Here is a 23,286-nt window from a genome sequence, read left to right as displayed (position 1 = left end):
GCGGGCGCGTCATCGCGGCCGTGAACATGGTGGACGGTGGGAAATGAGCACCCACAGCCTGCCATACCGAAGCGACGAGACCGCCGGGGATCGGCCGGTGAGTGAAGCGCCCGTCGCCGCTGCCGTTACGGCGGGGGAGGAGCTGTGGTGTCGTCCTCCGGCAGCGGCGCATAAACGGCCGGCGGCGGGACATAGCGTTGGATGTTGTCAGCGATGTCGGTGCACCCGCTGACGGAGACGCGCCGGCCCGCGTTCACGCATACGGTCGCCTCCGCCCGACCAGCGGAATGCGTTGCAACGAGAATGCCGGGAGTCGCTGCAAAGCCCGCGAGAAGCAGCACTGCGGCAAACCAGCGGCGCCGTTTCATGTGCGGTCTCCTTCCTGCCACCCGTAAAGCATTCTGCCGTCGCGGCGCAACGGACGGGCCGAGATTGAAGAATGGCTTCATATTTCTTTGCCGGCTAATAGCGCATGCGCGGCGAAAAAACCCCTTATGGTTTGCGGTACGGATAGCGGCCACGGTTGCGGAAGCCGATGAAGGAGCGTTGCCATGGTGTCTTTTGTTCGCCCGGCAGTCCGAGTCGTTGCCGGCGCAATGGCGGCCGGCGCGGTGAGTGTGGCAGTGCTGTTCGCGACGGCGGGTTCGGCCGCCGCGGACTGGCCGATGGACGATCCGGAACCGACGCCCTCGTCGCAACCGAATTGCTCGGCGGCCGATCTGGCCCAGGTGTCGTCGGGCGTTGCCGGGGCGACCTCGGCGTATTTGTTCGCACACCCGGACGTCAACGCGTACATCACCGGTCTGAAGGGGCAGCCCCGCGATGATGCGCGCGCGCAGTTGAAGCAGTACATGGATGCCAACCCGCAGACTCACGCCGACCTCGAGGGCCTTCGCCAGCCGTTGACCGATTTCCAGAATCGGTGCCGCTGAGCGATCGCCGTCAGCCGGCCGGCGGTGGCGGCTGCTGCATGTGCATCGCCAGGTCGCTCAACTCCAGAATCGTCTGAATCTCGGTGTCGCGGAAAGGCCGTCCGTCGGGACCCAGCAGGTCGTGAAACCACTCCCGCGGCATCGCAGGGTCCGGGTTCGGGTGATCCCAGGAATCCCAGGGAAAGAAAGTTTGTGTCTTCCCGGCGACCAGACCCCAATTGAACGCGCCGACTCCTGCACGCTTTGCGATCGGCAGGATGCCTTGCACCGTGCTGCCCAACGGGCGGGCCATGTACTCGGTGCACAGGATCGGGCGGCCCAGCGGGACGAGCTCGGCGATGCGTCTCTCGAACTCCGCCGGCTCAGCATAGGAGTGGAACGTGATGACGTCGGAGTTGTCGAGCTGGATGCCACTGATGACGCTGCGACGTCGCGGATCGGCCCACTCGCCGTGCCAGACGCCACTGGTCAACGGCTGGCAGGGATCAACCAGCCGTGCCCACTCGAACACTTGGGGCAGCAGCTGGGCGACCAAGTCCACCTTGTCCTTGCGCTCGACCGAGGCGTAGGCGTCCGCGGGGTTGTCCGGCTCGTTCCACAGATCCCAGCCCAAGATGCGGTCATCATTGCGGAACTGCGTGAGGACGCCAGTGACATAGCCGCGCATGGTGCGCAGGTAGCCGGGATCGTCCAGGCGTGCCGCCCCCGGACTCTGCACCCAGCCCGAGTTGTGAATGCCCGGTCGCGGCGCGCGCTGTGGGCCAGCCTGGGGGAACGGATCCCAGCACGAATCGAACAAGGCGAACAGCGGTTTGATGCCGTGGCGGGCGGCGATGTCGACGAACCGGGCGAGACGGCCCTGAAACCCGCGATAGTCCTGCGCCCAGAGCTGGTCGTGCAGGAAGACCCGTATCGCGTTGAACCCGTTGGCTCGCGCCCAGCCCAGTTCGGTATCGATGCGCCGGGGGTCGAAGGTTTCGCGCTGGAACATCTCCAGCTGATTGATGGCGTTGGAGGTGATGTAGTTCGCGCCGACCGGCCAGACCTGTGCGCGATACCAGCGGTTGGCACGCTCGGGCGACCACCTGCTTGCTTGCGGCGAGGTGCGAGGCGGTTCGGCGGACGCGCGGGGTGCCTGGGCCAAAGCCATGCCTCCTGCCACTAGCAGCGGCAACGTCAGCACCATTCGACGGCGCACGAAGTCACCGCGAGTCCCCCGGTCGATGTGGTCCACCCCTGCCCGTCAGAGTTCGGATCGTCTCCGCGAGCCATCGTACATCTATGTACCGCAACGGTTTTCAGCGGTTTGGTTGTGGTAGGGATAACGTCGTCAACCAGGCGCGAACCTCAGACCGGCGACGTGAGCGCGCAAAACAGCGCTGCCGATCGGCGTGGACCCGCAAGCGGCGAATCAGAAGCAGTGCTCGTCGGCGGGGAACACCCCACCGGCCACCTCTTGCGCATATTGCGTTGCCGCCCGGCGCAATTCCCCGCCGATGTCCGCGAACCGCTTGACGAAGCGGGCGGCCTTACCGCTGCTCATACCGGCCATGTCCTGCCAAACGAGCACTTGGCCGTCACAGTTCGGTCCGGCGCCGATCCCGATGGTCGGAATGGTCAGCTTGCCGGTGATCTGGGTGGCCAACTCGGCCGGCACCATCTCCATGACGACGGAGAACGCGCCCGCCTCCGCGACGGCAATCGCGTCGTGCACCGTCTGCTCCGCCGCGTCACCGCGGCCCTGCACCCGGAACCCGCCCAAGCCGTTGACGCTTTGCGGGGTGAACCCGATGTGCGCCATCACCGGGATGCCGGCGGCGGTCAGGCAGGCGATCTGCTCGGCCACCCGCTCGCCGCCCTCGAGCTTGACCGCGTGTGCGCCGCCCTCCTTCATGAACCGGGTGGCGGCCGCCAGCGCGGCGGCCGGCCCGGCCTCGTAGCTGCCGAACGGCAGGTCGGCGACGACGAGCGCGTGCGGGGCACCCCGCACCACGCCGCGCACCAGCGGAATCAACTCGTCGATCGACACGGGCACGGTGGTGTCGTAGCCGTACACCACGTTGGCCGCCGAGTCGCCGACCAGCAGTACCGGGATCCCGGCCTCGTCAAAAATGCGGGCGGTCGAATAGTCGTAGGCCGTCAGCATGGCCCACTTGTGGCCTTCGGCCTTCATCTTCTGTAGGTGGTGGGTGCGAATCTTGGGCCTCGCCTTTTCGGGCTGCGCAGGCGAGTTGGCACCGTAAACGTTGTGCTCAGACATCATTGTCCCTAGTGGTCGTCGGTTCGATCCTCGTGGCCGCTGAGGGTCCCCGGGTTCGTTTGACTATTCGATTCTGCCATTTCTTTTGCGCAGTTGCACCGCCGCGGTGGTGTGAGACACACCATGCGCGCATGCAGCGGCTGAGTGGACTGGACGCCAGCTTCTTGTACCGGGAGACCTCGTCTACAGCCCATGCATGTGTGTTCGATCGTCGAACTGGACACGTCGACGGTGCCGGGTGGTGCTACACGTTCGACCGGCTGCGCGACGCCCTTGCACTGCGCATCAAGGCGATCCCGGCGTTTCGTGAAAAGCTCGCCAACGGTCCGCTGAATCTCGACCACCCGGTGTGGGTGCACGACGAGAAATTCGACATCGGTCGCCACCTGCACCGCATCGACCCGTTGGGGCCGATATTTTCACGGCTCGGGACTCAACATCACCGCAATGTCGCTGGAGGGCAAACTCGACATCGGCCTGGTGGCTTGCCCGGATTTGCTGCCGGCCTTATGGGAAATGGCCGACGAGTTCGCGGTGGGGATGGAGGAGCTGTTCGCGCTCGCGCGGTAGCCGGCGGCGGTGCCGCTAATCGCCGATCTCAGGTTTCCTCTGGCAGCATAGGTTGGCATGGGCCTGTCTCGCCGCGGCAAGATCGCGCGCACGCTGCTGATCTGGACGTCGATGGCTGCCGTCGCGCTGCTTCTGGCGGGCTGTGTCCGCGTCGTGGTGGGACGTGCCGTCATGGCCGGACCGAAGCTGGGCCAGGCGGTGGAGTGGACGCCGTGCCGGGCCGCGAACCCGAAGGTCAAACTGCCGGCCGGAGCATTGTGCGGCAAACTGGCCGTGCCGGTCGACTACGACCACCTCGACGGCGACGTGGCAACGCTGGCCATGATTCGTTTCCCTGCGACCGGAGACAAGGTCGGCTCGCTGGTGATCAACCCCGGCGGGCCAGGGGAGTCCGGCATCGAGGCGGCGCTGGGCGTCGTTCAGTCGTTGCCGAAGAAGGTCCGCGAACGATTCGACCTCGTCGGTTTCGACCCCCGCGGCGTGGGAGCGTCGCGGCCGGCGGTCTGGTGCAACTCCGACGCCGACAACGATCGGCTGCGCACGGAGCCCAACGTCGACTACAGCCCGGCGGGCGTCGCCCACATGGAGGACGAAACCAAGCAGTTCGTCGGCCGCTGCATCGACAAGATGGGCAAGGACTTCCTGGCCAATATCGGGACCGTCAACGTCGCACGGGATCTCGACGCCATCCGGGCCGCGCTCGGTGACGAGAAGCTCACCTACCTCGGCTACTCCTATGGCACCCGGATCGGCTCGGCGTACGCAGAGGCCTTTCCGCACAACGTGCGGGCGATGATCCTCGACGGAGCCGTCGACCCCAACGCCGACCAGATCGAAGCCGACCTTCGTCAGGCCAAGGGATTCCAGGACGCCTTCAACGACTACGCCGCCGAATGCGCGAAGCAGCCGACCTGCCCGCTGGGCACCGACCCGGCCAAAGCGGTGGACGTCTACCACAGCCTGGTCGACCCGATGGTCGACCCGAACAACCCCATGGTCGGCCGCCCCGTCCCGACAAACGACCCGCGCGGACTGGGCTACAGCGACGCGATCATCGGCACCATCATGGCGCTGTACTCGCCGAACCTGTGGCATCACCTGACCGACGGTCTGGCCGAACTCGTCGACCATCACGGCGACACCCTGCTCGCCCTGGCCGACATGTACATGCGTCGCGACTCGCACGGCCACTACAGCAACGCCACCGACGCGCGGGTGGCGGTCAACTGTGTGGACCAGCCGCCGATTACCGACCGCGCCAAGGTGGTTGACGAAGACCGCCGCTCCCGCGAGGTCGCGCCGTTCATGAGCTACGGGCAATTCACCGGCAACGCCCCGCTGGGCACCTGCGCGTTCTGGCCGGTGCCGCCAACCAGCAAGCCGCACACCATTTCCGCGCCCGGGCTGGCGCCCACGGTGGTGGTGTCGACGACCCACGATCCAGCCACTCCGTACAAGGCGGGCGTCGATCTGGCCAACGAGCTGCGCAGCTCGCTGCTCACTTACGACGGCACCCAGCACACCGTCGTCTTCCAGGGCGACGGCTGCATCGACAACTACGTGACGGCGTATCTGGTCGGCGGCTCCATCCCGCCCAACGGCGCCAAGTGCTAACCGGACAGTCACGCTGACGCCGAACGTGCACTCACGGCGAGTTTTTCGTCGATTCTTCGCCGTGAGTGCACGCTCGGCGACGACGGCAGCCGAGACCAAGGCGTAACCGTTTCGCGCTGTCACGGGTACCCGGGACTGCAACGATGACAGCCATGTCGCGCCTGAGATCCCTGAGCTCGGCGCTGTTTTCCTTCGGGCTGCTGCTCAGTGGTCCCTGCGTCGTCGCAGCGCCCACGGCCGGCGCCACGCCGGAACCGGGTGCCGGGCAGACGCCGGGTCCGAATCCGCCGTCGGCCGCGGTGCCGCAGGGGTGGGGCAGCTGCAGCCAATTCGTCAGTGACACAAGCGATATCCCGACCGCTCAGTGCACCAACGTGTCGGTACCGATCGACTACAACAATCCCGCCGGCGCGCAGGCCAAGCTGGCGGTGATCCGGGTGCCCGCGACGGGACAACGGATCGGATCCCTTCTGGTCAATCCCGGCGGTCCCGGCGGCTCGGCGGTCGACATGGTGGCCTCGATGGCCTCGGACCTGGGGGACTCTCCAATTAGGCGCAGTTTCGACCTGGTCGGCTTCGATCCGCGTGGGGTGGGCCATTCGACACCTGCGCTGCGCTGCCGCACCGACGCCGAGTTCGACGCGTACCGGCGTGAGCCGATGGTCGACTACAGCCCGGGCGGGGTCGCCCATATCGAGCAGCTCTACCGGCAGTTGGCCCAGCAGTGCGTCAACCGGATGGGCACGGCATTTCTGGCCAACACCGGCACCGCCTCGGTCGCACGCGACATGGATGCCGTCCGCCAAACACTGGGCGACGACCAGATCAACTACCTGGGCTACAGCTACGGCACCGAGCTGGGCACCGCCTATCTGGAGAAGTTCAGCAACCACGTGCGCACGATGGTGCTCGACGGCGCCATCGACCCGACCGTCGGCCCGATCGACGAGAACGTCAACCAAATGGCGGGGTTCCAAACCGCTTTCAACGACTACGCCACCGACTGCGCCCGCTCGGCCGGCTGCCCGCTGGGCACCGACCCGGCCCAATTCGTCAACCGATACCACGCGCTGGTCAACCCGCTGGTGACCAAGCCGGGTCGCACCGCAGACCCGCGCGGCCTGAGCTATGCCGACGCGACCACCGGCACCATCAACGCCCTATACACGCCGGCGCACTGGAAATACCTGACCAGTGGCCTGCTCGGCCTGGCGCGCGGCACCGACGCGGGTGACCTGCTGCTGCTCGCCGACGACTACGACGGGCGCGATAAGGATGGGCACTACTCCAACGACCAGGATGCGTTCAACGCGATCCGCTGCGTCGACGCGCCGAATCCGACCGACCAAGCCAGTTGGGTGAGCGCCGATCAGCGCATCCGCCAGGCCGCGCCGTTCCTCAGCTATGGGCAGTTCACCGCAAATGCTCCCCGCGATTTATGCGCGCTGTGGCCGGTGCCGGCGACGTCGGCCCCGCACGCCGCGCCGCCCATGGCGGCCGGCAAGGTCGTCGTCGTCTCCACCACCCACGATCCGGCCACGCCGTATCAGGCCGGCGTCAACCTGGCCCGCCAGCTCGGCGGCCCGCTGATCACCTACGACGGAACACAACACACCGCGGTGTTCAACGGCCACGAATGCGTGGACACCGCCGTCGTCCGATATTTCGTCGCCGGCACGCCGCCGCCGGCTTCCTACCGCTGCCAATCCTGACCAGCGCCGGACAAGCGAGTCTTCATCCCGCGGGCGACTGCCCAAACTTCCGAGCAGCAAGCCCTCGAAGGTGTCCCGGCCGTGCACCGAATTGTTTGCTGATTATTCAGGGTTGCAGCTGGGTATTCCTCTGACCGTGCGTTTCATCTATCTCGCTGTTGCGGCCGGGCTAGCCGTCGCCGCCTTGCTCATCGCCCCGGCTGTGCTGATGGGCGCGTCTGCTCACGCTGATTACAGTGGTTACCGTCGCTGCGTGGGAAAGATTACGGAACCGGTCGGGGAAGCCGACCCGCAGAACTTGCAGCTTGTCGGCGAAATCGAGCAAGATCTCAATTCTGGTGTCTCGCCTGCTGCTGAAGCCCAGAGAGTTGCCCACAAGGGATTCAACCCACAGCTTGCCAATGGGATTGTTCAGTGTGTGATTGAGGAGCGTCCTTAAGGCACGAGCGAAGCCGTAGAGCCGCGCCGGCGCGCCAAGGTCGCGCGTTCGCGTAGCCTAGGTCCGGACCGCGTGCTGGCGCTTCACTTGTTCGGAATCAACCGACTCGATGGCTTATTAAATTGAACTCGTGTACGCGCGCGGTCGTCGTCTAGAGAGCGCATCCGGCCGAGGCGGAATTCTGTGACATCCGCACCGCCTCAGGGCTCCGAATATCTACGGACGCTTTTAGCTCGTTTCGAGATGGATTTAGGGGATGGATTGTGGGTAGATCGCGCGACCTCAAGGAGTGGTTTTGGCTCCACGTTGGCCAGCTCAGGGGGGCCCTGGACACGATGATGCGACGAAAGGACTTACAGCTCATAGGGGAAGCGTCGCGGCAACGCGCTGCCGTGTGGACGGAACGGGCAGGCGCACGCGACGAATTCCGCCCGGAAAGTTCATGCTGCGCGCGGGAAGGGTGAACGGCTAGTGTGCGCCGGCTCCCGTCGTCAGGTCACGACCTTCGCGGCGGGAGCGCTTGTCATCAGCGGACTGTCGGATAGGTACCGCGTCCGACCTGGAGTCCAGGTCACAGCACAGCGGTACTGATCCGGTAACACAGAATTAACAGCAGTTGCATACTGTTCGAGTTATGGATCGACAGAAGGAATTCGTCCTCCGCACCCTCGAGGAACGAGACATCCGCTTCGTTCGGCTGTGGTTTACCGATGTGCTGGGATTCCTCAAGTCGGTCGCCATCGCCCCGGCCGAGCTCGAAGGCGCCTTCGAGGAGGGCATCGGCTTCGACGGATCCTCGATCGAGGGCTTCTCGCGGGTCTCGGAATCCGACACCGTGGCCAACCCCGACCCGTCCACCTTCCAGGTACTGCCGTGGGCCTCGCCCAACGGCCACCACCACTCGGCGCGGATGTTCTGCGACATCACCATGCCGGACGGATCACCGTCGTGGGCCGATCCGCGGCACGTGCTGCGCCGCCAGCTGCAGAAGGCCAACGACCTGGGCTTCTCCTGCTACGTGCACCCCGAGATCGAATTCTTCCTGCTCAAGCCGGGCCCCGACGACGGGACGCCGCCGGTTCCCGTCGACAATGCCGGCTACTTCGATCAGGCCGTCCACGACTCCGCCTCGAACTTCCGCCGCCACGCGATCGAATCCCTAGAATTCATGGGCATCTCGGTGGAGTTCAGCCACCACGAGGGCGCGCCCGGCCAGCAGGAAATCGACCTGCGCTTCGCCGACGCGCTGTCGATGGCCGACAACGTCATGACGTTCCGCTACGTCATCAAAGAGGTCGCGATCGAGAACGGCGCCCGCGCGACCTTCATGCCCAAGCCGTTCGGGCAGCATCCCGGCTCGGCGATGCATACCCACATGAGTCTGTTCGAGGGTGATGTCAACGCCTTCCACAGTCCCGACGATCCGCTGCAGCTTTCGGATGTGGGCAAGTCCTTCATCGCCGGAATCCTCGAGCACGCCTCGGAGATCAGTGCGGTCACCAACCAATGGGTCAACTCCTACAAGCGCTTGGTGGGAGGCGGCGAGGCGCCCACCGCAGCGTCGTGGGGTGCGGCCAACCGGTCCGCGCTGGTGCGGGTGCCCATGTACACGCCGCACAAGACGTCGTCGCGGCGCGTCGAGGTCCGCAGCCCCGACTCCGCGTGCAACCCGTACCTGGCCTTCGCCGTGCTGCTGGCCGCCGGACTGCGCGGGGTGGAGAAGGGTTACGTGCTGGGGCCGCAGGCCGAGGACAACGTGTGGGACCTGACCGCCGAGGAACGCATCGCGATGGGATATCGCGAGCTGCCGACCAGCCTGGACAGCGCACTTCGTGCCATGGAGTCCTCCGAGCTGGTCGCGGAAACCTTGGGGGAGCACGTATTTGACTTCTTCCTGCGTAATAAGCGCACGGAGTGGGCCAACTACCGCAGCCACGTCACCCCGTACGAACTGAGCACCTACCTGTCGCTGTAGCCCGTATCGGGCGCCGATCAGGCTGACGACCGGCAGGTTGCGCTACGGTCGTGGTCGTGACCAAACCCGCGACGCAGCGCCCCAGGCTGCCCAGCGTCGGCCGGCTCGGGTTGGTCGATCCGCAAGCGGCCGAACGCATAGCGCAGCTGGGTTGGTACGAGCACGACGACCAAGCTCATGTCGACCTGCTCTGGTCGCTGTCGCGTGCGGCGGATCCCGACGCCGCGCTGCTCGCCTTGGTCCGGTTGTCCGAGAACCCCAATGCCCGATGGGATCAGCTCAACGCCGCCCTGCTCGCCGAACGTCCGCTGCGCGGTCGGCTGTTCGGCGTGCTCGGCTCGTCGCTGGCCCTCGGCGATCACCTGGTCGCCCAGGCAGAGTCCTGGAAACTCCTGCGCGGCAACGTCAAACTCCCCACCCACGACGAGCTGCGCGACATGTTCACCGAATGCGTCGACGAATCGCTGGCGGCGCCGGGCTCGGCGATGGTGCGGTTACGCACGCTGTACCGTGACCAGCTGCTGGTGCTGGCCGCGCTGGATTTGGCCGCGACGGTCGAGGACGAACCGGTGGTGCCGTTCACCGTGGTGGCGGCACACCTCTCGGACCTTGCCGATGCCGCGCTGGCCGCCGCGCTGCAGGTGGCCGAGAACAGCGTGTGTGGTGACCGGACGCCGCCGCGGCTGGCGGTCATCGCGATGGGCAAATGCGGTGCCCGCGAACTGAACTACGTCAGCGACGTCGACGTCATCTTCGTCGGCGAGCAGGCCGACACGGTCACCACCCGGGTGGCCAGCGAGATGATGCGGCTGGCCGCCGAGGCGTTCTTCCAGGTCGATGCCGGCCTGCGGCCGGAGGGGCGCAGCGGTGAACTGGTCCGCACCGTCGAGTCGCACATCGCCTATTACCAGCGCTGGGCTAAGACCTGGGAGTTCCAGGCGCTGCTCAAAGCCCGTGCGGCGGTGGGCGACGCGGAGCTCGGGCAGCGCTACCTGGACGCGCTGATGCCGATGGTTTGGGTCGCCTGCGAGCGTGAGGACTTCGTGGTCGAGGTGCAGGCCATGCGCCGCCGGGTCGAACAATTGGTGCCCGCCGAGGTCCGCGGCCGCGAAATCAAACTCGGCAGCGGCGGATTGCGCGACGTGGAATTCGCCGTGCAGCTTCTGCAGCTGGTGCACGGCCGCGGCGACGACTCGCTGCACGTGGCGTCGACGGTGGATGCGCTGGCGGCGCTCGGCCAGGGCGGCTACATCGGACGCGAGGACGCGGCCAACCTCACCGCCTCCTACGAGTTCCTCCGGCTCCTCGAGCACCGGTTGCAGCTGCAGCGGCTCAAGCGCACTCACTTGCTGCCCGAGGCCGACGACGAGGAGGCGGTGCGCTGGCTGGCGCGGGCCGCCCACATCCGGCCGGACGGGCGCCAAGACGCGGCCGGGGTGCTGCGCGAGGAGTTGCGACACCAGAACCTGCGGGTGTCGCAGCTCCACGCCAAGCTCTTCTATCAGCCGCTGCTGGAATCGATCGGCCCGGCCGGGCTGGAGATCGCCCGCGGCATGACCTCCCAAGCCGCCGAGCGCCAGCTGGCGGCGCTGGGCTACGAGGGCCCGCAGTCCGCGCTGAAACACATGTCGGCCCTGGTCAACCAAAGCGGGCGGCGTGGTCGGGTGCAGTCGGTGCTGCTACCCAGGCTGCTGAACTGGATGTCGTACACGCCCGATCCCGACGGCGGGCTGCTGGCCTACCGGCGGCTGTCCGAGGCGCTGTCCGGGGAAAGCTGGTATTTGGCCACGCTGCGTGACAAGCCCGCGGTGGCCCGCCGGCTCATGCATGTGCTGGGGACCTCGGCGTACGTGCCGGACCTGCTGATGCGCGCCCCAAGGGTGATTCAGGATTACGGCGACGGGCCGTCCGGGCCGAGGCTGCTCGCCACCGAGCCGGCCGCGGTGGCCCGCGCGCTGGTCGCCGCGGCCGGCCGCTACTCCGACCCGGTACGGGCGATCGCCGGGGCGCGCACCCTGCGGCGTCGCGAGCTGGCCCGCATCGCGTCCGCCGACCTGCTCGGCATGCTCGAGGTCACCGACGTCTGCGGGGCGCTGACCTCGGTGTGGGTGGCGGTGCTGCAGGCCGCGCTGGAGGCGATGATCCGGGCCAACCTGCCCGGGGACGGCAAGGCGCCGGCCGCGATCGCGGTCATCGGCATGGGCCGGCTCGGCGGCGCCGAGTTGGGTTACGGATCCGACGCCGACGTGATGTTCGTTTGCGAACCGGCGTCCGGTATCGAGGATTCCGCGGCGATGCGCTGGGCGACGGGTGTCGCGGAGCAGGTGCGGGCGCTGCTGGGGACGGCAAGCGTCGACCCGCCGCTGGAGGTCGATGCCAACCTGCGGCCCGAGGGCCGCCAGGGTCCGCTGGTGCGCACCCTGGCGTCCTACGCCGCCTACTACGAGCAATGGGCGCAGCCGTGGGAGATCCAGGCGCTGCTGCGCGCGCACTCGGTTGCCGGAGACGCGGAGCTGGGGCAGCGGTTCCTGCTGATGGCCGATAAGACCCGGTATCCAGCTGACGGGGTATCCCGCGAGGCGATGCAGGAGATCCGGCGCATCAAAGCGCGCGTCGATGCCGAGCGGTTGCCGCGGGGCGCGGACCCCAACACGCACACCAAGCTGGGCCGCGGGGGACTGGCCGACATCGAATGGACCGTGCAGCTGCTGCAACTACGGCACGCTCACGAGATTCCCGCGCTGCACAACACGTCGACGCTGCAGTGCCTGGACGCGATCGCCGCGGCCGACCTGGTGCCCGCCGATGAGGTCGAGCTGCTGAGGCAGGCTTGGCTGACCGCGACCCGAGCCCGTAACGCGCTGGTGCTGGTCCGCGGTAAGCCCACCGACCAGCTGCCCGGGCCCGGCCGTCAGCTCAAAGCGGTCGCCGTGGCCGCGGGCTGGCCGACGGATGAGGGAGGCGAGTTCTTGGACAACTATCTACGGGTGACCCGACGCGCAAAAGCGGTGGTGCGGAAGGTGTTTGGGAGTTGAGTCAGGAGGCTGGCGCGTTGGACGCCATATTCGAGGTGCTCAGCGCGGCGGAGGCCGATCGCGTGACGGCGCTGTACGCTCCGTTGGCCGATTCGGTCCGCGAGCTCGTCGACGCCACCATCCGGACCGAGGCCGACGACGAGGTTGTCGCCGAGGCTCGGAGGGCGATCGAGGCCGTCACCGCATCGTTGCGGCAACGCACCCGCCCGCTCGGGGTGAGCTATCGCGTCAACGGTCGTCCCCTGCCGTTGGGCAACGCCGCGATCGGCGTATGCAACCCCATTGCGCCGCCGATCGTCGTGCACCACGAGGGCGAGGGCCGCTGCTGGAGCGAGTTCACCCTCGGCTCGGCGTACGAGGGTCCGCCCAAATTGGTGCACGGCGGCGTCAGCGCTCTGGTGCTCGACCACATGCTCGGCGAGGCGGCCAGCGAAGGGTTGTCGAAAGCACGCTTCACCGGCACCATCACGGTGAAATATTTGCGCGGCACCCCGCTGGGCCCGCTTCGCTGTGAGGCGTGGGTCGACGGCAAGGACGGCCGGAAAGTGTTTGCGCGCGGCACTATTTCGGATGCCGCCGGCGTGACCGTCGAGGCCGACGGCGTCTTCATCGAGCCGGCCTGGGCCCAGGATGCGCAGTGAAGTTCTACATCAGCAGCGCCTTCCTGAACACCCGCGAGATCATCGAGCTCGCCAAGGCGGCCGACGAGCTGGGGTATGACGGGATCGGCATCCCCGACCACGTCGTCAATCTGGAGAACCTGGACACCCCGTACCCGTACACCAAAGACGGGGAACGGCGTTGGCAGCCCTTCACCGACTGGCCCGACCCCTGGGTTCTCGTCGGTGCGCTGGCCCAGGTGACCACGCGCTTGCGATTCGTCAACACCGTCTATATCCCCGCGATGCGCAACCCGTACTCGGCGGCGAAAGCCATTGGCACCGCGGCGGTTTTAGCGTCCGGCCGGGTGGAGCTGGGTATCGGCGTGGGATGGTGCCGTGAGGAATTCGCTTTGATGGGTGAGCAATTCGAGGCGCGCGGCACACGCACCGATGAGATCATCGCGCTGATGCGGGCGCTGTGGGCGCCGGGCTGGACGGAGTTCGAGGGCCAGTTTTACCAAGCGCCGCGCCTGGAGATGCAACCCACTCCGCCGCCGATACCGGTGTATGTCGGCGGCCTCAGCGACATCGCGCTGCGCCGTGCCGCCCGCAACGACGGCTGGATCGGCGACTTGATCAAAACAGAGCGGGCCATCGACGCGATCGGGAGGCTGCGGGAGATGCGTGCCGAAAACGGTTTGACCATGGATGATTTCACCATCCTGACACCGCTGACCGATGCGTTCACCACCGCCGACTATCAGCGGGTCGAGGACGCCGGCATCACGGGCATCATCACCATGCCGTGGATGTTCTACGCCGGGCCCGACGCCAGCCTGGACGACAAGATCGACGGCATGCAACGCTTCCGCAAGGACCTCGCGCTGGACGGCTAGAGGCGCTGACACATAAACGGCGGCGAAGACACGCCGCCTAGGCTCGCCATGGATTATGTTTCGGGGGACCACCACCCCGAACGGAGTGAACATGCGCCACAACATTTATGCCGTAGCGGCGGCGACCGTCGGATTGCTCGCGACGGCGTGCAGCGGATCGCCGCAGTCGGGCACGTCGACGACCACGAGTGGGACGCCCACCAAGGTGGTGACGACGACGGTGTCGCAAGCCACCACGACCAGCGCCGCCGGCCCGACGAGCGTCGCGGGCACGGACCTGCGGTCGCTGATACCGACACCGCCCAACACCAACAGGACCGACGGTCCTGATCCCGTCCACGACAACGGCATTCACTTGCACTTTTTCGTCAACGGATCGCCGACTGATGTCATGAGCGCCTACAAGACCGCGCTTTTGGGCATGAAGTGGACGTTGATCGTCGACAGCTCCAGTGGCGGCGCAGGGGGCGGCGGGGCCACCTACACGGCCAGCAACGGCAACGTTTTCGGGGCGTTCAGCGGAGGGGGTTTTGGCACCACGACCGACATCGACGCCTGCGCATGGCCGTCGGAGCCCGTCACGAAGGATTGCGGGCGCCACGGGTAAAGCCCCCGGCGCCTACCGGAGTTGACCCAAATCACGCCGCGAAAAGTCGGAGCATAATTGGGCGAAGGGCCGGAGCTGGCTTTTCGAACGACCGGGCGGCTTCGGACGGATTGGGAAAGCATGATGACCGACGAATCCAATGCGGGTCAGCTCTCGCCTGGTGAACTTATCGAGCAGGCCCTAGACATCATCATGAACCGCTTCGATCTCGACGCCGCGCAAGCCTTGAAAGTGCTTCGCAGCATGTCGCGCGAAACGAGGACGCAGATGTGCGTGGTCGCCGAGCAACTAATCAACGACAGCGACCCGGTGGAGGCCTTGCGCCTTGAACAGGATGCACCGCTTCGGCTGGCCCCGGAGACGAAACGGATAGTTTGAACAGCCGTTGCCATTGGCGGACTCAACAAATGCGATTAACACCGCGGTTGGCGGGTAAACCGACACAATGGGGCGTGATATCAGGATGATCGACGCCGAACTGCGAGCCATCGCGGCCCTGCGCCGTGCGGCTCGGGAACGGGGCCGTCCGCTACCGTCGATAGACGTGGCAGATTCGCTGCTGGATGAACGCTACGAGTTGACCCGCTTCGCACCCGTTCGAGAAGTCGCGACGGCGTAGCGTTTTCGTTAAGAACTCAATACGGCCCTTCGCCAGAAATACACGAAACCGGGCATTCGATTCTGGATCCAAGATCCTCCCCCCGGCTGGATCCGCTGGATGAGCTGGAACCCGATACATGCAGGTCACTGCTGGTTATCGGACGCCATCGTGTACCTGTATCCAGACGCTCAGGTCTTTTTCCGGGCAACCACCAGAACCTCGGCTGACGGTGACGTCTGGATCATCAGGGGAATCCAGTTCTATGACGGCTATGGCAACCCGGTTGGCGGGTCGGTACTCAAGCACGATGGCATGACATGGCGTGGGAAGGTTCGGAATACCCGTTCATTTTCTGGGACATAATTCCCAACATCGCCCCTTCGGGTGTGGCTCAAATCCGCTCCGCATCAATGACGAACCATTGCTGACGTGCTGAACGATTGCTTTCGAAGCGTCGACGCCCGGCAGCCCCCAAACTGCCGGGCTCCTGAGTAGTAAACGATGACGCCCGTTTGAAACATCCAGGCGGGCGTCATCGTTTCGCGGCTTCAGTTTTCGCTTTTGCGGCGGTCTCTCACGTATGCCGCCTCGGCTTCCCGGCACTCGGCGAGCACGTGATCGCGATCCCACGAGCGACGGTGAAACGGGTTCCGCAGATCGCGTAACCGGCTGCGCGGTCCCGTGCCTCGGCAGCGGTCGCAGGGACGCACTCTCTGATCGCGCGGCTTGCCGGAGGGCTTGCAGATGATCCAGTTCGCACGCACGACGCTGGATACCTACGCCAAGCTGTTCCCGGATGCCGACGAGTCCACGCGCATGGCGGTATGCGCGATCATCGCGGCGCGGATCAATCCTCCTGCGGTCCCGCTGCGGTCCCAGACCCCTGACCTGTAGCTGCGCCGCAGGTCAGGGGGCTAGCCTGCTTACACGTCGTAGTACAGCGCGAACTCGTAAGGGTGCGGCCGGATTTGGACCGGCAGGATCTCGTTCTCACGCTTGAAGTTGATCCACGTCTCGATGAGGTCGGGCGTGAAAACGCCTCCCTCGGTGAGGTATTCGTGGTCCTCTTCCAGCCGGTCGATCACCGCGGACAGCTGCGTGGGGGCCTGCGGGATGTTGGCGGCCTCCTCGGGCGGCAGCTCGTAGAGGTCCTTGTCGACCGGCGCCTGCGGCTCGATCTTGTTCTTGATGCCGTCCAGGCCGGCCATCAGCATGGCCGAGAAAGCCAGGTACGGGTTGCCCGACGAGTCGGGGCAACGAAACTCGAGCCGCTTGGCCTTCGGGTTGGTGCCGGTGATCGGGATGCGGACGCATGCCGACCGGTTGCGCTGGCTGTAGACCAGATTGATCGGAGCCTCGAAGCCAGGAACCAACCGCTTGTACGAGTTCGTCGTCGGATTGGTGAAGGCAAGCAGCGACGGCGCGTGGTGCAGCAGGCCGCCGATGTAGTGGCGGGCGGTGTCCGACAGGCCGGCATACCCGGTCTCGTCGTACATCAGCGGACTCCCGTCCTTCCACAGCGACTGGTGGGTATGCATGCCGGAGCCATTGTCACCGAACAGCGGCTTGGGCATGAACGTGACGGTCTTGCCGTTCTGCCAGGCCGTGTTCTTGACGATGTACTTGTAGAGCATCATGTCGTCGGCCGCGTGCAGCAGCGTGTTGAATTTGTAGTTGATCTCAGCCTGACCGCCGGTGCCCACCTCGTGGTGGCCCTTCTCCAGGCTGAAGCCTGAGGTGATCAGGTTGGTCAGCATCTTGTCGCGCAGGTCGACGTAGTGGTCGACGGGGGCGACGGGGAAGTAGCCACCCTTGGGGCGCACCTTGTAGCCGCGGTTGGGGCTGCCGTCGAGCTCGTTCGGCGAGCCGGTGTTCCACCAGCCCGAGATCGCGTCGATCTCGTAGAACGAGCCGTTGGTGCGCGAGTCGAAGCTCACCGAGTCGAAGATGTAGAACTCGGCCTCGGCACCGAAGTAGGCGGTGTCGGCCACGCCGGTGCTGATCAGGTAGTTCTCGGCCTTGCGGGCGATGTTGCGCGGGTCGCGCGAGTACGGCTCGAGGGTGAAGGGGTCGTGCACGAAGAAGTTGAGGTTCAGCGTCTTGGCTTCGCGGAACAGGTCGATCTGCGCGGTCGCCGGGTCTGGCAGGAGCAACATGTCGGATTCGTGAATGGACTGGAATCCGCGGATCGACGAGCCGTCGAAGGCTAGGCCGTCCTCGAAGACGCTCTCGTCGAAGAACGAAATCGGGATCGTGAAGTGCTGCATGATGCCGGGCAGGTCACAGAACCGAACGTCGACAAATTCAACGTTTTCGTCCTTGGCGAGCTTGAAGACGTCGTCGGGCGTCGTTTCCGTCACAGAATGCTCCTTTACTTGGTGAGATCCGCGGCCTGACGCTAGGGAGCAGATGTTGCCCGTCAGTCAACCCGATGTTGCGCGCACGTTACGCGACCATGCCACACGCTAAAAGTGGCCGCGTCGGCGGCGGGTTCTATTGTGGGGCCATGGATCGCAAGATCGTATCTTTTCCGGTGGCGGGGCGCACGACCTGCCGGTCTTACCAGGCCCAGCAGACGGAGTATTCGGACTCCGGTCCGCGCCGATGATGACGGAATCACGATCGGCGTACCCCGGCGAAAAGCTGGGATTTCCGCAGAGCGGGCCGGGGTCGCTGGCGCCGATGGGACGCCGGCTGGGCGCACTGATGGTCGACTGGTTGATCTCCTACGGTCTGGCCGCGCTGGCCATGCGCTTCGGCTTGTTCTCCCAACCGGCGCTGGCCACCGCGATCCTGGTGATCTGGTTCGCGCTGGGCGTGGTCTTTTTGCGATTGTTCGGGTTCACCCCCGGCCAGCTGGCGCTACGCCTGCAAGTTGTGACGGTCGACGGCCGCGGGCCAGTCGGCCTGGGGCGCGCGGTGGTGCGTGGCGTGCTGGTCGGGACGGTCGTACCGGCGTTGTTCACCGACTTCGACAGCCGCGGAATGCAGGACCGACTGACCGCGACGGCCGTGGTGCGACGCTGACCTGACGGCGGCGCGCTACTTGCGGCGCACGGTGCGCTGCACGCCGCGCATCTTCCCGGCGTTGGGCAGCGGTCCCTTGGGCATGACTGCGGCCCCGGCCCGCGACCCCAGCGCGGCCAACCGCGACTCCAGCGTGTCCATCTGCTTGACGGTGATGTTGGCCGGCAGCCGGGTGAGGTGGCGCTCCAGCTTGGCCAGCGGCACCTCGTCCTCGCCGTTGCCGACGATGATGTCGTAGATCGGCACGTCCCCGATCAGCCGGGCGGTGCGCTTCTTCTCCTGCGCCAGCAGCGGTCGCACCCGGGCCGCCGCTCCCTCGCCGACCAGGATGACGCCGGGCCGGCCGATCACCCGATGCACGGCGTCGAAGTGGCCGGTCGCGGCCACCCCCGGGGTCACCCGCCACTTGCCGCGCAGGTTGTCCAAAGCCCATGCGGCGGCCCCGGTTTGGCCTTCGGCTTTGCGGTAGACCGACTTTTGGGCGCGGCGGCCGAACACGATGAAGGCGACCAGGCCGCCCAGCACCACGCCAAGCGGGATCAGGGTGATCATCGTCAGCCCGCCGGCCCAGATACCGACCCCTACCGAGATGCCGACGATCAGCACGAAGGCGCCGATCATGTACGGCAGGAGGCGCTTGTCCTCTTGGCGCTGAATTTTGAACGCCTGCCACAGCTGGGTGCGGCGCTCTCGCGCGGCGGCCTTGCGGGCAGCCTGCGCCTGCGCTCGGGCGGCCTTGTTCTCAGCGGCATTGCGGGGTTTAGCCATAGTCAAAGAATACGTAGGGCCGCGATAGGCAAACGCCGCTGCCGTGCCGCGGCGTCGTCAGGCGCGGTTGTGAGCGGCTTGCTCGTAGAGCCGTCCCGCGCGATAGGACGAGCGCACCAGCGGTCCGGCCAGCACCCCGGCGAAGCCCAGCTCCTCGGCGTCCTGCGCGAACTCGACGAATTCTTCCGGCTTCACCCAGCGCTCGACGGGGTGGTGCCGCGCCGACGGGCGCAGGTACTGGGTGATGGTGATGATGTCGCAGCCGGCGTCGTGCAGGTCGGCGAGGGCGGTGCGCACCTCGCGCGGGGTCTCGCCCATGCCGAGGATGAGGTTGCTCTTGGTGACCAGGCCGAAGTCGCGCGCCGCGGTCAGCACGTCGAGGCTGCGCTGGTAGGTGAAGGCGGGCCGGATCCGTTTGAAGATGCGTGGCACGGTTTCGACGTTGTGCGCCAACACTTCCGGGCGTGACTCGAACACCTCGGCGAGCCGGGTGGGCTCGCCGTTGAAGTCGGGGATCAACAGCTCGACGCCGGTCGATGGATTCAGTTCCTTGATGGCGCGCACGGTCTCGGCGTACAGCCAGGCTCCGCCGTCGGGCAGGTCGTCGCGGGCCACCCCGGTGACGGTGGCGTAGCGCAAGCCCATCGTGCGCACGCTGTCGGCGACCCGCCGTGGCTCGTCGCGATCCAGTTCGGCGGGCTTCCCGGTGTCGATCTGGCAGAAGTCGCAGCGGCGGGTGCACTGATCACCGCCGATCAAAAAGGTGGCCTCCCGGTCCTCCCAGCATTCGAAGATGTTGGGGCAGCCGGCCTCCTCGCACACCGTGTGCAGCCCTTCGCGCCGGACCAGGCTTTTGAGCTGCGTGTACTCCGGCCCCATCCGGGCCCGCACCCTGATCCACGGCGGTTTGCGCTCGATCGGGGTCTCGGCGTTGCGCACTTCCAGGCGCAAGAGCTTGCGTCCTTCGGGTGCGGCAGTCACATCGCTGATGCTACGCGCGCGGCGGGGTGGTCACGGACCGGCAGCACCCCGTCGAGGGCGTCGCAGACGGCGTCGCCGACCGCCGTCTGGACATCCTCGACCGACACCGGGCGGCGCAGTTCGGCCGACAGCGACGTAACTCCGGCGTCGCTGATTCCGCACGGCACGATGGCGCTGAAGGCGCCGAGGTCGCAGTCGCAGTTGAGGGCGAATCCGTGCAGGGTGGTCGCCCGCGACACCCGGACGCCGATGGCGGCCACCTTGCGGTCGGGCCGGCCCTCACCGCCCGGCACCCACACCCCCGACCGGTCCGGCACCCGGACCCCGTCCACGCCCAGGTCGGCGCAGACCTTGATCAGCGCCTCTTCCAGGCGCCGCACGTAGTTGACCACGTCGAGCGGCTCGGCCAGCCCGATGATCGGATACCCGACCAGCTGACCGGGGCCGTGCCAGGTGATCTTGCCGCCACGGTCGGTGTCGACGACGGGCGTGCCGTCCACCGGCCGTTCGTGCGGCTCGGTGCGTCGACCCGCGGTGTAGACCGCGGGGTGTTCCAGCAGCAGTAGCGTGTCGCTGCCGCCGGCCACCCGGGCGTCGGCAAGGTCGCGTTGCTGCTGCCAGGCCACGCGGTAGTCGACGTTGCCGAGCTGGCGGACGTCGATCAAGGCCTGGCTGGATCGGATGGAATCGATCACGTTCGCGACGGTACTCGGCCCGGGCAGGCGGGGCACAGCCCCGCCGCCGCGGCCGTCTGCGCCGTCGCGTGGCGACCCGCTGCGCCCGGCTTCGGCTGTTGCGGCGACCCGCTGCGCCCGGCTTCACCGCGCTTGCGATCGTCGCGGCCGCGCTGGCGATCGCCACTAGTCATGGTCGCGCCGGGCGGTGGCGTAGGCGAGCGCCTCGCCAATGGTGTTGTGGTGGAAGACGAAACCGGCACGCTCCAGCGCGGACGGGATGGCGCGCTGCCCCATCAGCAGGCCCTCGTCGGCGAACTCGCCCAGCGCCGCCCGGATGGCAAAACCGGGCACCATCAACGGGGTTGGACGGTTGACCGCGCGCCCGAATGCGGTGGTGAACTCGGCGTTGGTGACCGGCGCGGGCCCGGTCATGTTCACCGGGCCGGTCAGCTCGCGGTCGAAAATCGCGAACAACAGCGCACGCACTTCGTCTTCCAGCGTGATCCACGACATGTACTGCCGCCCGCCGCCCAGCCGGGCGCCCAGGCCGGTGCGGAACAACGGCCGCAACCGGCCCAGCACGCCACCGGCGGGGGAGAACACCAGCCCGGTGCGGGCCAGCACCACCCGGGCGCCGCCGTACTGGGCGGGCAGTGTGGCGGCTTCCCAGTCTTCGCAGAGCCGGGCCAGGAAACCCGTTCCCGCACGGTCGTTTTCATCGACCACGCGGTCCTTGGTGTTGCCGTAGAAGCCCACTGCGCTGGCGTTGACCATGGTCGCTACACCCGCGTCGGCGACGGCATGCGCCAAGACTTCGGTGGGGGCGATGCGGCTGTCGCGCAGACTCTGCTTGAAGGCGCCCGACCACCGCCGCTTGCCGATGTTGACCCCGCACAGGTTGACGACGGCGTCGACGTCACCGAGGGTGTCGGGATCGAGGTCGCCAGTCTCGGGATTCCAGTGCAGCTCATCGGCGTTGGCCGGGGCCCGGCGCACTATGCGCAACACCCGATGATCGGCGGCGCGCAGGGCGGCGGCCAAGGCGGAGCCGATCAGGCCGGACGAACCCGCAATCGCGATAACGGCGTTCTGACCAGCGCGAGCCACGTTCGCTTGTCCTTCTTATAGGCCGAGGTCGGCCTCGAAGGCTCCCTCTTCGAGCCGGTGCTTGATGGTGGTCAGGAAGCGGCCGGCGTCTGCGCCGTCGATAAGTCGGTGGTCATAGGTCAGCGGGAGATAGCAGATCGAGCGGACGCCGATCGATTCGTTGCCGCCGTCGTCGACCACGACCCGAGGCCGCTTCACGATCGCGCCGGTGCCCAGCATGGCGGCCTGCGGCGGAACCAGGATCGGGGTGTCGAACAGCGCCCCCTGGCTACCGATGTTGGTGATGGTGAAGGTGCCGCCGGACAGCTCGTCGGGCTTCAGGTCGCCCGATCGGGCGCGCGCGGCGATGTCGGCGATCGCCCTGGCCAGCCCGGCCAGCGACAGGTCGCCCGCGTTGTGCACCACGGGGGAGAGCAGGCCCTGTTCGGTGTCGACCGCGAAGCCGAGATGCTCGGCGTCGTAGTAGGTGATCTCCTTGGTGTCCTCGTTGTAGCTCGCGTTGACGTTGGGATGGATCTTCAGCGCGTCGATCACCGCCCGGGCGATGAACGGCAGGAAGGTCAGGTTCACCCCCTCGCGCTCGGCGAAAGACGCCTTGGCCCTGGCCCGCAACCCGACCACCCTGGTCATGTCGACCTCGTGGGTCTGAGTGAGTTGGGCTGTCGCCTGTAGGGATTCGCGGGTTTTGTTCGCGGTGATCTGACGGATCCGGCTGGCCTTCTGGGTGGTGCCCCGCAGATGCGCCAGCGCCGGCGCAGGGGTGGAAGCCGCGGCGGCCTTGGGGGCCGCGGCAGCTGGAGCCGGCGCGGCCGCGGGCGCCTTGGTTGCCTGTTGCTTCTGTTCGGCGGCGGCCAGCACGTCTTGCTTGCGGATGCGCCCGCCCACCCCGGTGCCAGTGACCGAGTTCAGGTCGATGTTGTTTTCGGCGGCCAGTTTTCGCACCAGCGGCGTCACGTACGGACTGCCGTCGGCCCCCGAGCTCGCCGGCGGGGCCGCCGGGTGCGGCTGCGCCGGTTGAGCTTTCGGCTCAGGCGCGGGCTTGGGCTGCGGCGCAGGGGACGGCGTGGGTTCCGGCCTGGGTTGCGCCTGGGGCTCGGGCGCCGGTTGCGGCTTGGGTTCGGGCGCGGGCGGGGGAGCGGCGGGTGCCGCGGGCGCGGCGGCGTCGGAACCTGCGCCGATGCGCGCCAGCTCGCCGCCGACGGGCACGGTGGCGTCCTCCTCGGCGGTGATGCTGATCAGCACACCGGCCACCGGTGACGGGATCTCGGTGTCGACCTTGTCGGTGGACACTTCCACCAGTGCATCGTCGACCTGGACCGAATCACCGACCTTCTTGAGCCAGCGGGTCACGGTGCCCTCGGCCACCGACTCGCCGAGCTCGGGCATCAAGACCGGGGTCGCGTCGCCGCCACCGGAGCCCTGCTGGGCGGGTGCGGGTTCCGGCTGGGTTTGGGGCTGCGGCTCCGGCTGGGCCTCCGGCTCG

General features: G+C 66.9%; 23 protein-coding genes and 1 pseudogene. 15 read left to right on the top strand and 9 right to left on the bottom strand.

All coding sequences use genetic code 11. The features are described from left to right. Nucleotides 1-125: 125 nt before the first annotated feature. Nucleotides 126-368, bottom strand: coding sequence for a hypothetical protein (locus VFW69_RS16115; RefSeq protein WP_526502503.1), 243 nt, complete (start codon nt 366-368; stop codon nt 126-128). A gap of 183 nt (nt 369-551) precedes the next feature. Here VFW69_RS16115 and VFW69_RS16110 point away from each other — a divergent pair, with 183 nt between their 5' ends. Beyond that, the gene (locus VFW69_RS16110; protein ID WP_526502502.1) at nt 552-932 is read left to right on the top strand and encodes a hemophore-related protein; all 381 of its coding nucleotides are present in this window, start codon (nt 552-554) and stop codon (nt 930-932) included. Nucleotides 933-942: 10 nt separating this feature from the next. Here the strand turns inward: VFW69_RS16110 and VFW69_RS16105 are convergent, their stop codons facing one another. After that, nucleotides 943-2,130, bottom strand: coding sequence for a glycoside hydrolase 5 family protein (locus VFW69_RS16105; protein ID WP_526502501.1), 1,188 nt, complete (start codon nt 2,128-2,130; stop codon nt 943-945). A gap of 213 nt (nt 2,131-2,343) precedes the next feature. Further along, entirely contained in the window at nt 2,344-3,192 is an 849-nt protein-coding gene (gene panB / locus VFW69_RS16100; RefSeq protein WP_526502533.1) for a 3-methyl-2-oxobutanoate hydroxymethyltransferase, read from the bottom strand. A 131-nt stretch (nt 3,193-3,323) separates the two neighbouring features. Here panB and VFW69_RS16095 point away from each other — a divergent pair. The 13 genes and pseudogenes from VFW69_RS16095 to VFW69_RS16035 form a co-directional block, all read left to right on the top strand. Continuing rightward, a pseudogene (locus VFW69_RS16095) lies at nt 3,324-3,578 on the top strand (wax ester/triacylglycerol synthase domain-containing protein); the annotation flags it as partial. Then, nucleotides 3,526-3,762, top strand: a complete 237-nt coding sequence (locus VFW69_RS16090; RefSeq protein WP_526502532.1) for a WS/DGAT domain-containing protein — start codon at nt 3,526-3,528, stop codon at nt 3,760-3,762. The pseudogene VFW69_RS16095 and the gene VFW69_RS16090, both read left to right, overlap by 53 nt. A gap of 57 nt (nt 3,763-3,819) precedes the next feature. Further along, nucleotides 3,820-5,376 (top strand): alpha/beta fold hydrolase, encoded by a 1,557-nt coding sequence (locus tag VFW69_RS16085; protein ID WP_526502500.1) that lies wholly within the window; start codon nt 3,820-3,822, stop codon nt 5,374-5,376. A gap of 143 nt (nt 5,377-5,519) precedes the next feature. Continuing rightward, nucleotides 5,520-7,088: an alpha/beta fold hydrolase gene (locus VFW69_RS16080; protein WP_526502499.1), complete on the top strand. Its 1,569-nt coding sequence runs from the start codon at nt 5,520-5,522 to the stop codon at nt 7,086-7,088. 112 nt (nt 7,089-7,200) lie between these two features. Next, nucleotides 7,201-7,527 (top strand): hypothetical protein, encoded by a 327-nt coding sequence (locus tag VFW69_RS16075; RefSeq protein ID WP_526502498.1) that lies wholly within the window; start codon nt 7,201-7,203, stop codon nt 7,525-7,527. Nucleotides 7,528-8,161: 634 nt separating this feature from the next. Further along, nucleotides 8,162-9,502, top strand: a complete 1,341-nt coding sequence (gene glnA, locus VFW69_RS16070) for a type I glutamate--ammonia ligase (RefSeq protein WP_065030618.1) — start codon at nt 8,162-8,164, stop codon at nt 9,500-9,502. Between the two features lie 50 nt (nt 9,503-9,552). Further along, nucleotides 9,553-12,537 carry a bifunctional [glutamine synthetase] adenylyltransferase/[glutamine synthetase]-adenylyl-L-tyrosine phosphorylase gene (locus VFW69_RS16065; protein ID WP_526502497.1) on the top strand — a complete coding sequence of 995 codons (2,985 nt, stop codon included), beginning with the start codon at nt 9,553-9,555 and terminating at the stop codon, nt 12,535-12,537. Next, entirely contained in the window at nt 12,534-13,178 is a 645-nt protein-coding gene (locus VFW69_RS16060; protein ID WP_526502496.1) for a PaaI family thioesterase, read from the top strand. The genes VFW69_RS16065 and VFW69_RS16060 overlap by 4 nt, the downstream gene beginning before the upstream one ends. Continuing rightward, nucleotides 13,175-14,035 (top strand): TIGR03619 family F420-dependent LLM class oxidoreductase, encoded by an 861-nt coding sequence (locus tag VFW69_RS16055; protein WP_526502495.1) that lies wholly within the window; start codon nt 13,175-13,177, stop codon nt 14,033-14,035. Before VFW69_RS16060 ends, VFW69_RS16055 begins: the two co-directional genes overlap by 4 nt. Before the next feature lie 91 nt (nt 14,036-14,126). After that, the gene (locus VFW69_RS16050; RefSeq protein ID WP_526502494.1) at nt 14,127-14,642 is read left to right on the top strand and encodes a hypothetical protein; all 516 of its coding nucleotides are present in this window, start codon (nt 14,127-14,129) and stop codon (nt 14,640-14,642) included. Nucleotides 14,643-14,762: 120 nt separating this feature from the next. Further along, nucleotides 14,763-15,020, top strand: a complete 258-nt coding sequence (locus VFW69_RS16045) for an ANTAR domain-containing protein (RefSeq protein WP_526502493.1) — start codon at nt 14,763-14,765, stop codon at nt 15,018-15,020. Nucleotides 15,021-15,087: 67 nt separating this feature from the next. Beyond that, nucleotides 15,088-15,261: a hypothetical protein gene (locus tag VFW69_RS16040; protein WP_526502492.1), complete on the top strand. Its 174-nt coding sequence runs from the start codon at nt 15,088-15,090 to the stop codon at nt 15,259-15,261. 726 nt (nt 15,262-15,987) lie between these two features. Next, the gene (locus VFW69_RS16035; protein WP_526502491.1) at nt 15,988-16,137 is read left to right on the top strand and encodes a hypothetical protein; all 150 of its coding nucleotides are present in this window, start codon (nt 15,988-15,990) and stop codon (nt 16,135-16,137) included. Between the two features lie 29 nt (nt 16,138-16,166). Here the strand turns inward: VFW69_RS16035 and glnA (VFW69_RS16030) are convergent, their stop codons facing one another. Then, nucleotides 16,167-17,603, bottom strand: coding sequence for a type I glutamate--ammonia ligase (glnA, locus tag VFW69_RS16030; RefSeq protein ID WP_526502490.1), 1,437 nt, complete (start codon nt 17,601-17,603; stop codon nt 16,167-16,169). 244 nt (nt 17,604-17,847) lie between these two features. On the opposite strand from glnA (VFW69_RS16030), the gene VFW69_RS16025 reads away from it, so the two are divergent. Next, nucleotides 17,848-18,270, top strand: coding sequence for an RDD family protein (locus tag VFW69_RS16025; RefSeq protein ID WP_526502489.1), 423 nt, complete (start codon nt 17,848-17,850; stop codon nt 18,268-18,270). Nucleotides 18,271-18,285: 15 nt separating this feature from the next. Here VFW69_RS16025 and VFW69_RS16020 read toward each other — a convergent pair whose 3' ends face one another. From VFW69_RS16020 to sucB, 5 genes are all read right to left on the bottom strand, one after another. After that, nucleotides 18,286-19,038, bottom strand: a complete 753-nt coding sequence (locus VFW69_RS16020; protein ID WP_526502488.1) for a DUF4191 family protein — start codon at nt 19,036-19,038, stop codon at nt 18,286-18,288. A 57-nt stretch (nt 19,039-19,095) separates the two neighbouring features. Beyond that, nucleotides 19,096-20,019, bottom strand: a complete 924-nt coding sequence (lipA, locus tag VFW69_RS16015) for a lipoyl synthase (protein WP_526502487.1) — start codon at nt 20,017-20,019, stop codon at nt 19,096-19,098. After that, nucleotides 20,016-20,714 (bottom strand): lipoyl(octanoyl) transferase LipB, encoded by a 699-nt coding sequence (gene lipB, locus VFW69_RS16010; RefSeq protein ID WP_526502486.1) that lies wholly within the window; start codon nt 20,712-20,714, stop codon nt 20,016-20,018. Before lipB ends, lipA begins: the two co-directional genes overlap by 4 nt. A 165-nt stretch (nt 20,715-20,879) precedes the next feature. Then, on the bottom strand, nt 20,880-21,803 hold the full coding sequence (locus tag VFW69_RS16005) for a TIGR01777 family oxidoreductase (RefSeq protein ID WP_526502485.1): 924 nt from the start codon (nt 21,801-21,803) through the stop codon (nt 20,880-20,882). Between the two features lie 15 nt (nt 21,804-21,818). Next, the coding region (sucB, locus tag VFW69_RS16000; protein WP_526502484.1) for a 2-oxoglutarate dehydrogenase, E2 component, dihydrolipoamide succinyltransferase at nt 21,819-23,286 on the bottom strand (1,468 nt) is incomplete at its 5' end.

The organism is Mycobacterium sp., from assembly GCF_036273375.1.
Classification (GTDB): domain Bacteria; phylum Actinomycetota; class Actinomycetes; order Mycobacteriales; family Mycobacteriaceae; genus Mycobacterium.
Note: the sequence above shows the minus strand (reverse complement) of the source record. Positions and strands in the feature narration are given on the sequence as shown.

Coding starts and splice junctions, on each gene's coding strand:
- VFW69_RS16115 (WP_526502503.1), bottom strand. CDS start 368: ATGAAACGGCGCCGCTGGTTTGCCGCAGTGCTGCTTCTCGCGGGCTTT.
- VFW69_RS16110 (WP_526502502.1), top strand. CDS start 552: ATGGTGTCTTTTGTTCGCCCGGCAGTCCGAGTCGTTGCCGGCGCAATG.
- panB (WP_526502533.1), bottom strand. CDS start 3,192: ATGTCTGAGCACAACGTTTACGGTGCCAACTCGCCTGCGCAGCCCGAA.
- VFW69_RS16085 (WP_526502500.1), top strand. CDS start 3,820: ATGGGCCTGTCTCGCCGCGGCAAGATCGCGCGCACGCTGCTGATCTGG.
- VFW69_RS16080 (WP_526502499.1), top strand. CDS start 5,520: ATGACAGCCATGTCGCGCCTGAGATCCCTGAGCTCGGCGCTGTTTTCC.
- glnA (WP_065030618.1), top strand. CDS start 8,162: ATGGATCGACAGAAGGAATTCGTCCTCCGCACCCTCGAGGAACGAGAC.
- VFW69_RS16050 (WP_526502494.1), top strand. CDS start 14,127: ATGCGCCACAACATTTATGCCGTAGCGGCGGCGACCGTCGGATTGCTC.
- VFW69_RS16045 (WP_526502493.1), top strand. CDS start 14,763: ATGATGACCGACGAATCCAATGCGGGTCAGCTCTCGCCTGGTGAACTT.
- VFW69_RS16040 (WP_526502492.1), top strand. CDS start 15,088: ATGGGGCGTGATATCAGGATGATCGACGCCGAACTGCGAGCCATCGCG.
- VFW69_RS16035 (WP_526502491.1), top strand. CDS start 15,988: ATGATCCAGTTCGCACGCACGACGCTGGATACCTACGCCAAGCTGTTC.
- VFW69_RS16025 (WP_526502489.1), top strand. CDS start 17,848: ATGATGACGGAATCACGATCGGCGTACCCCGGCGAAAAGCTGGGATTT.
- VFW69_RS16020 (WP_526502488.1), bottom strand. CDS start 19,038: ATGGCTAAACCCCGCAATGCCGCTGAGAACAAGGCCGCCCGAGCGCAG.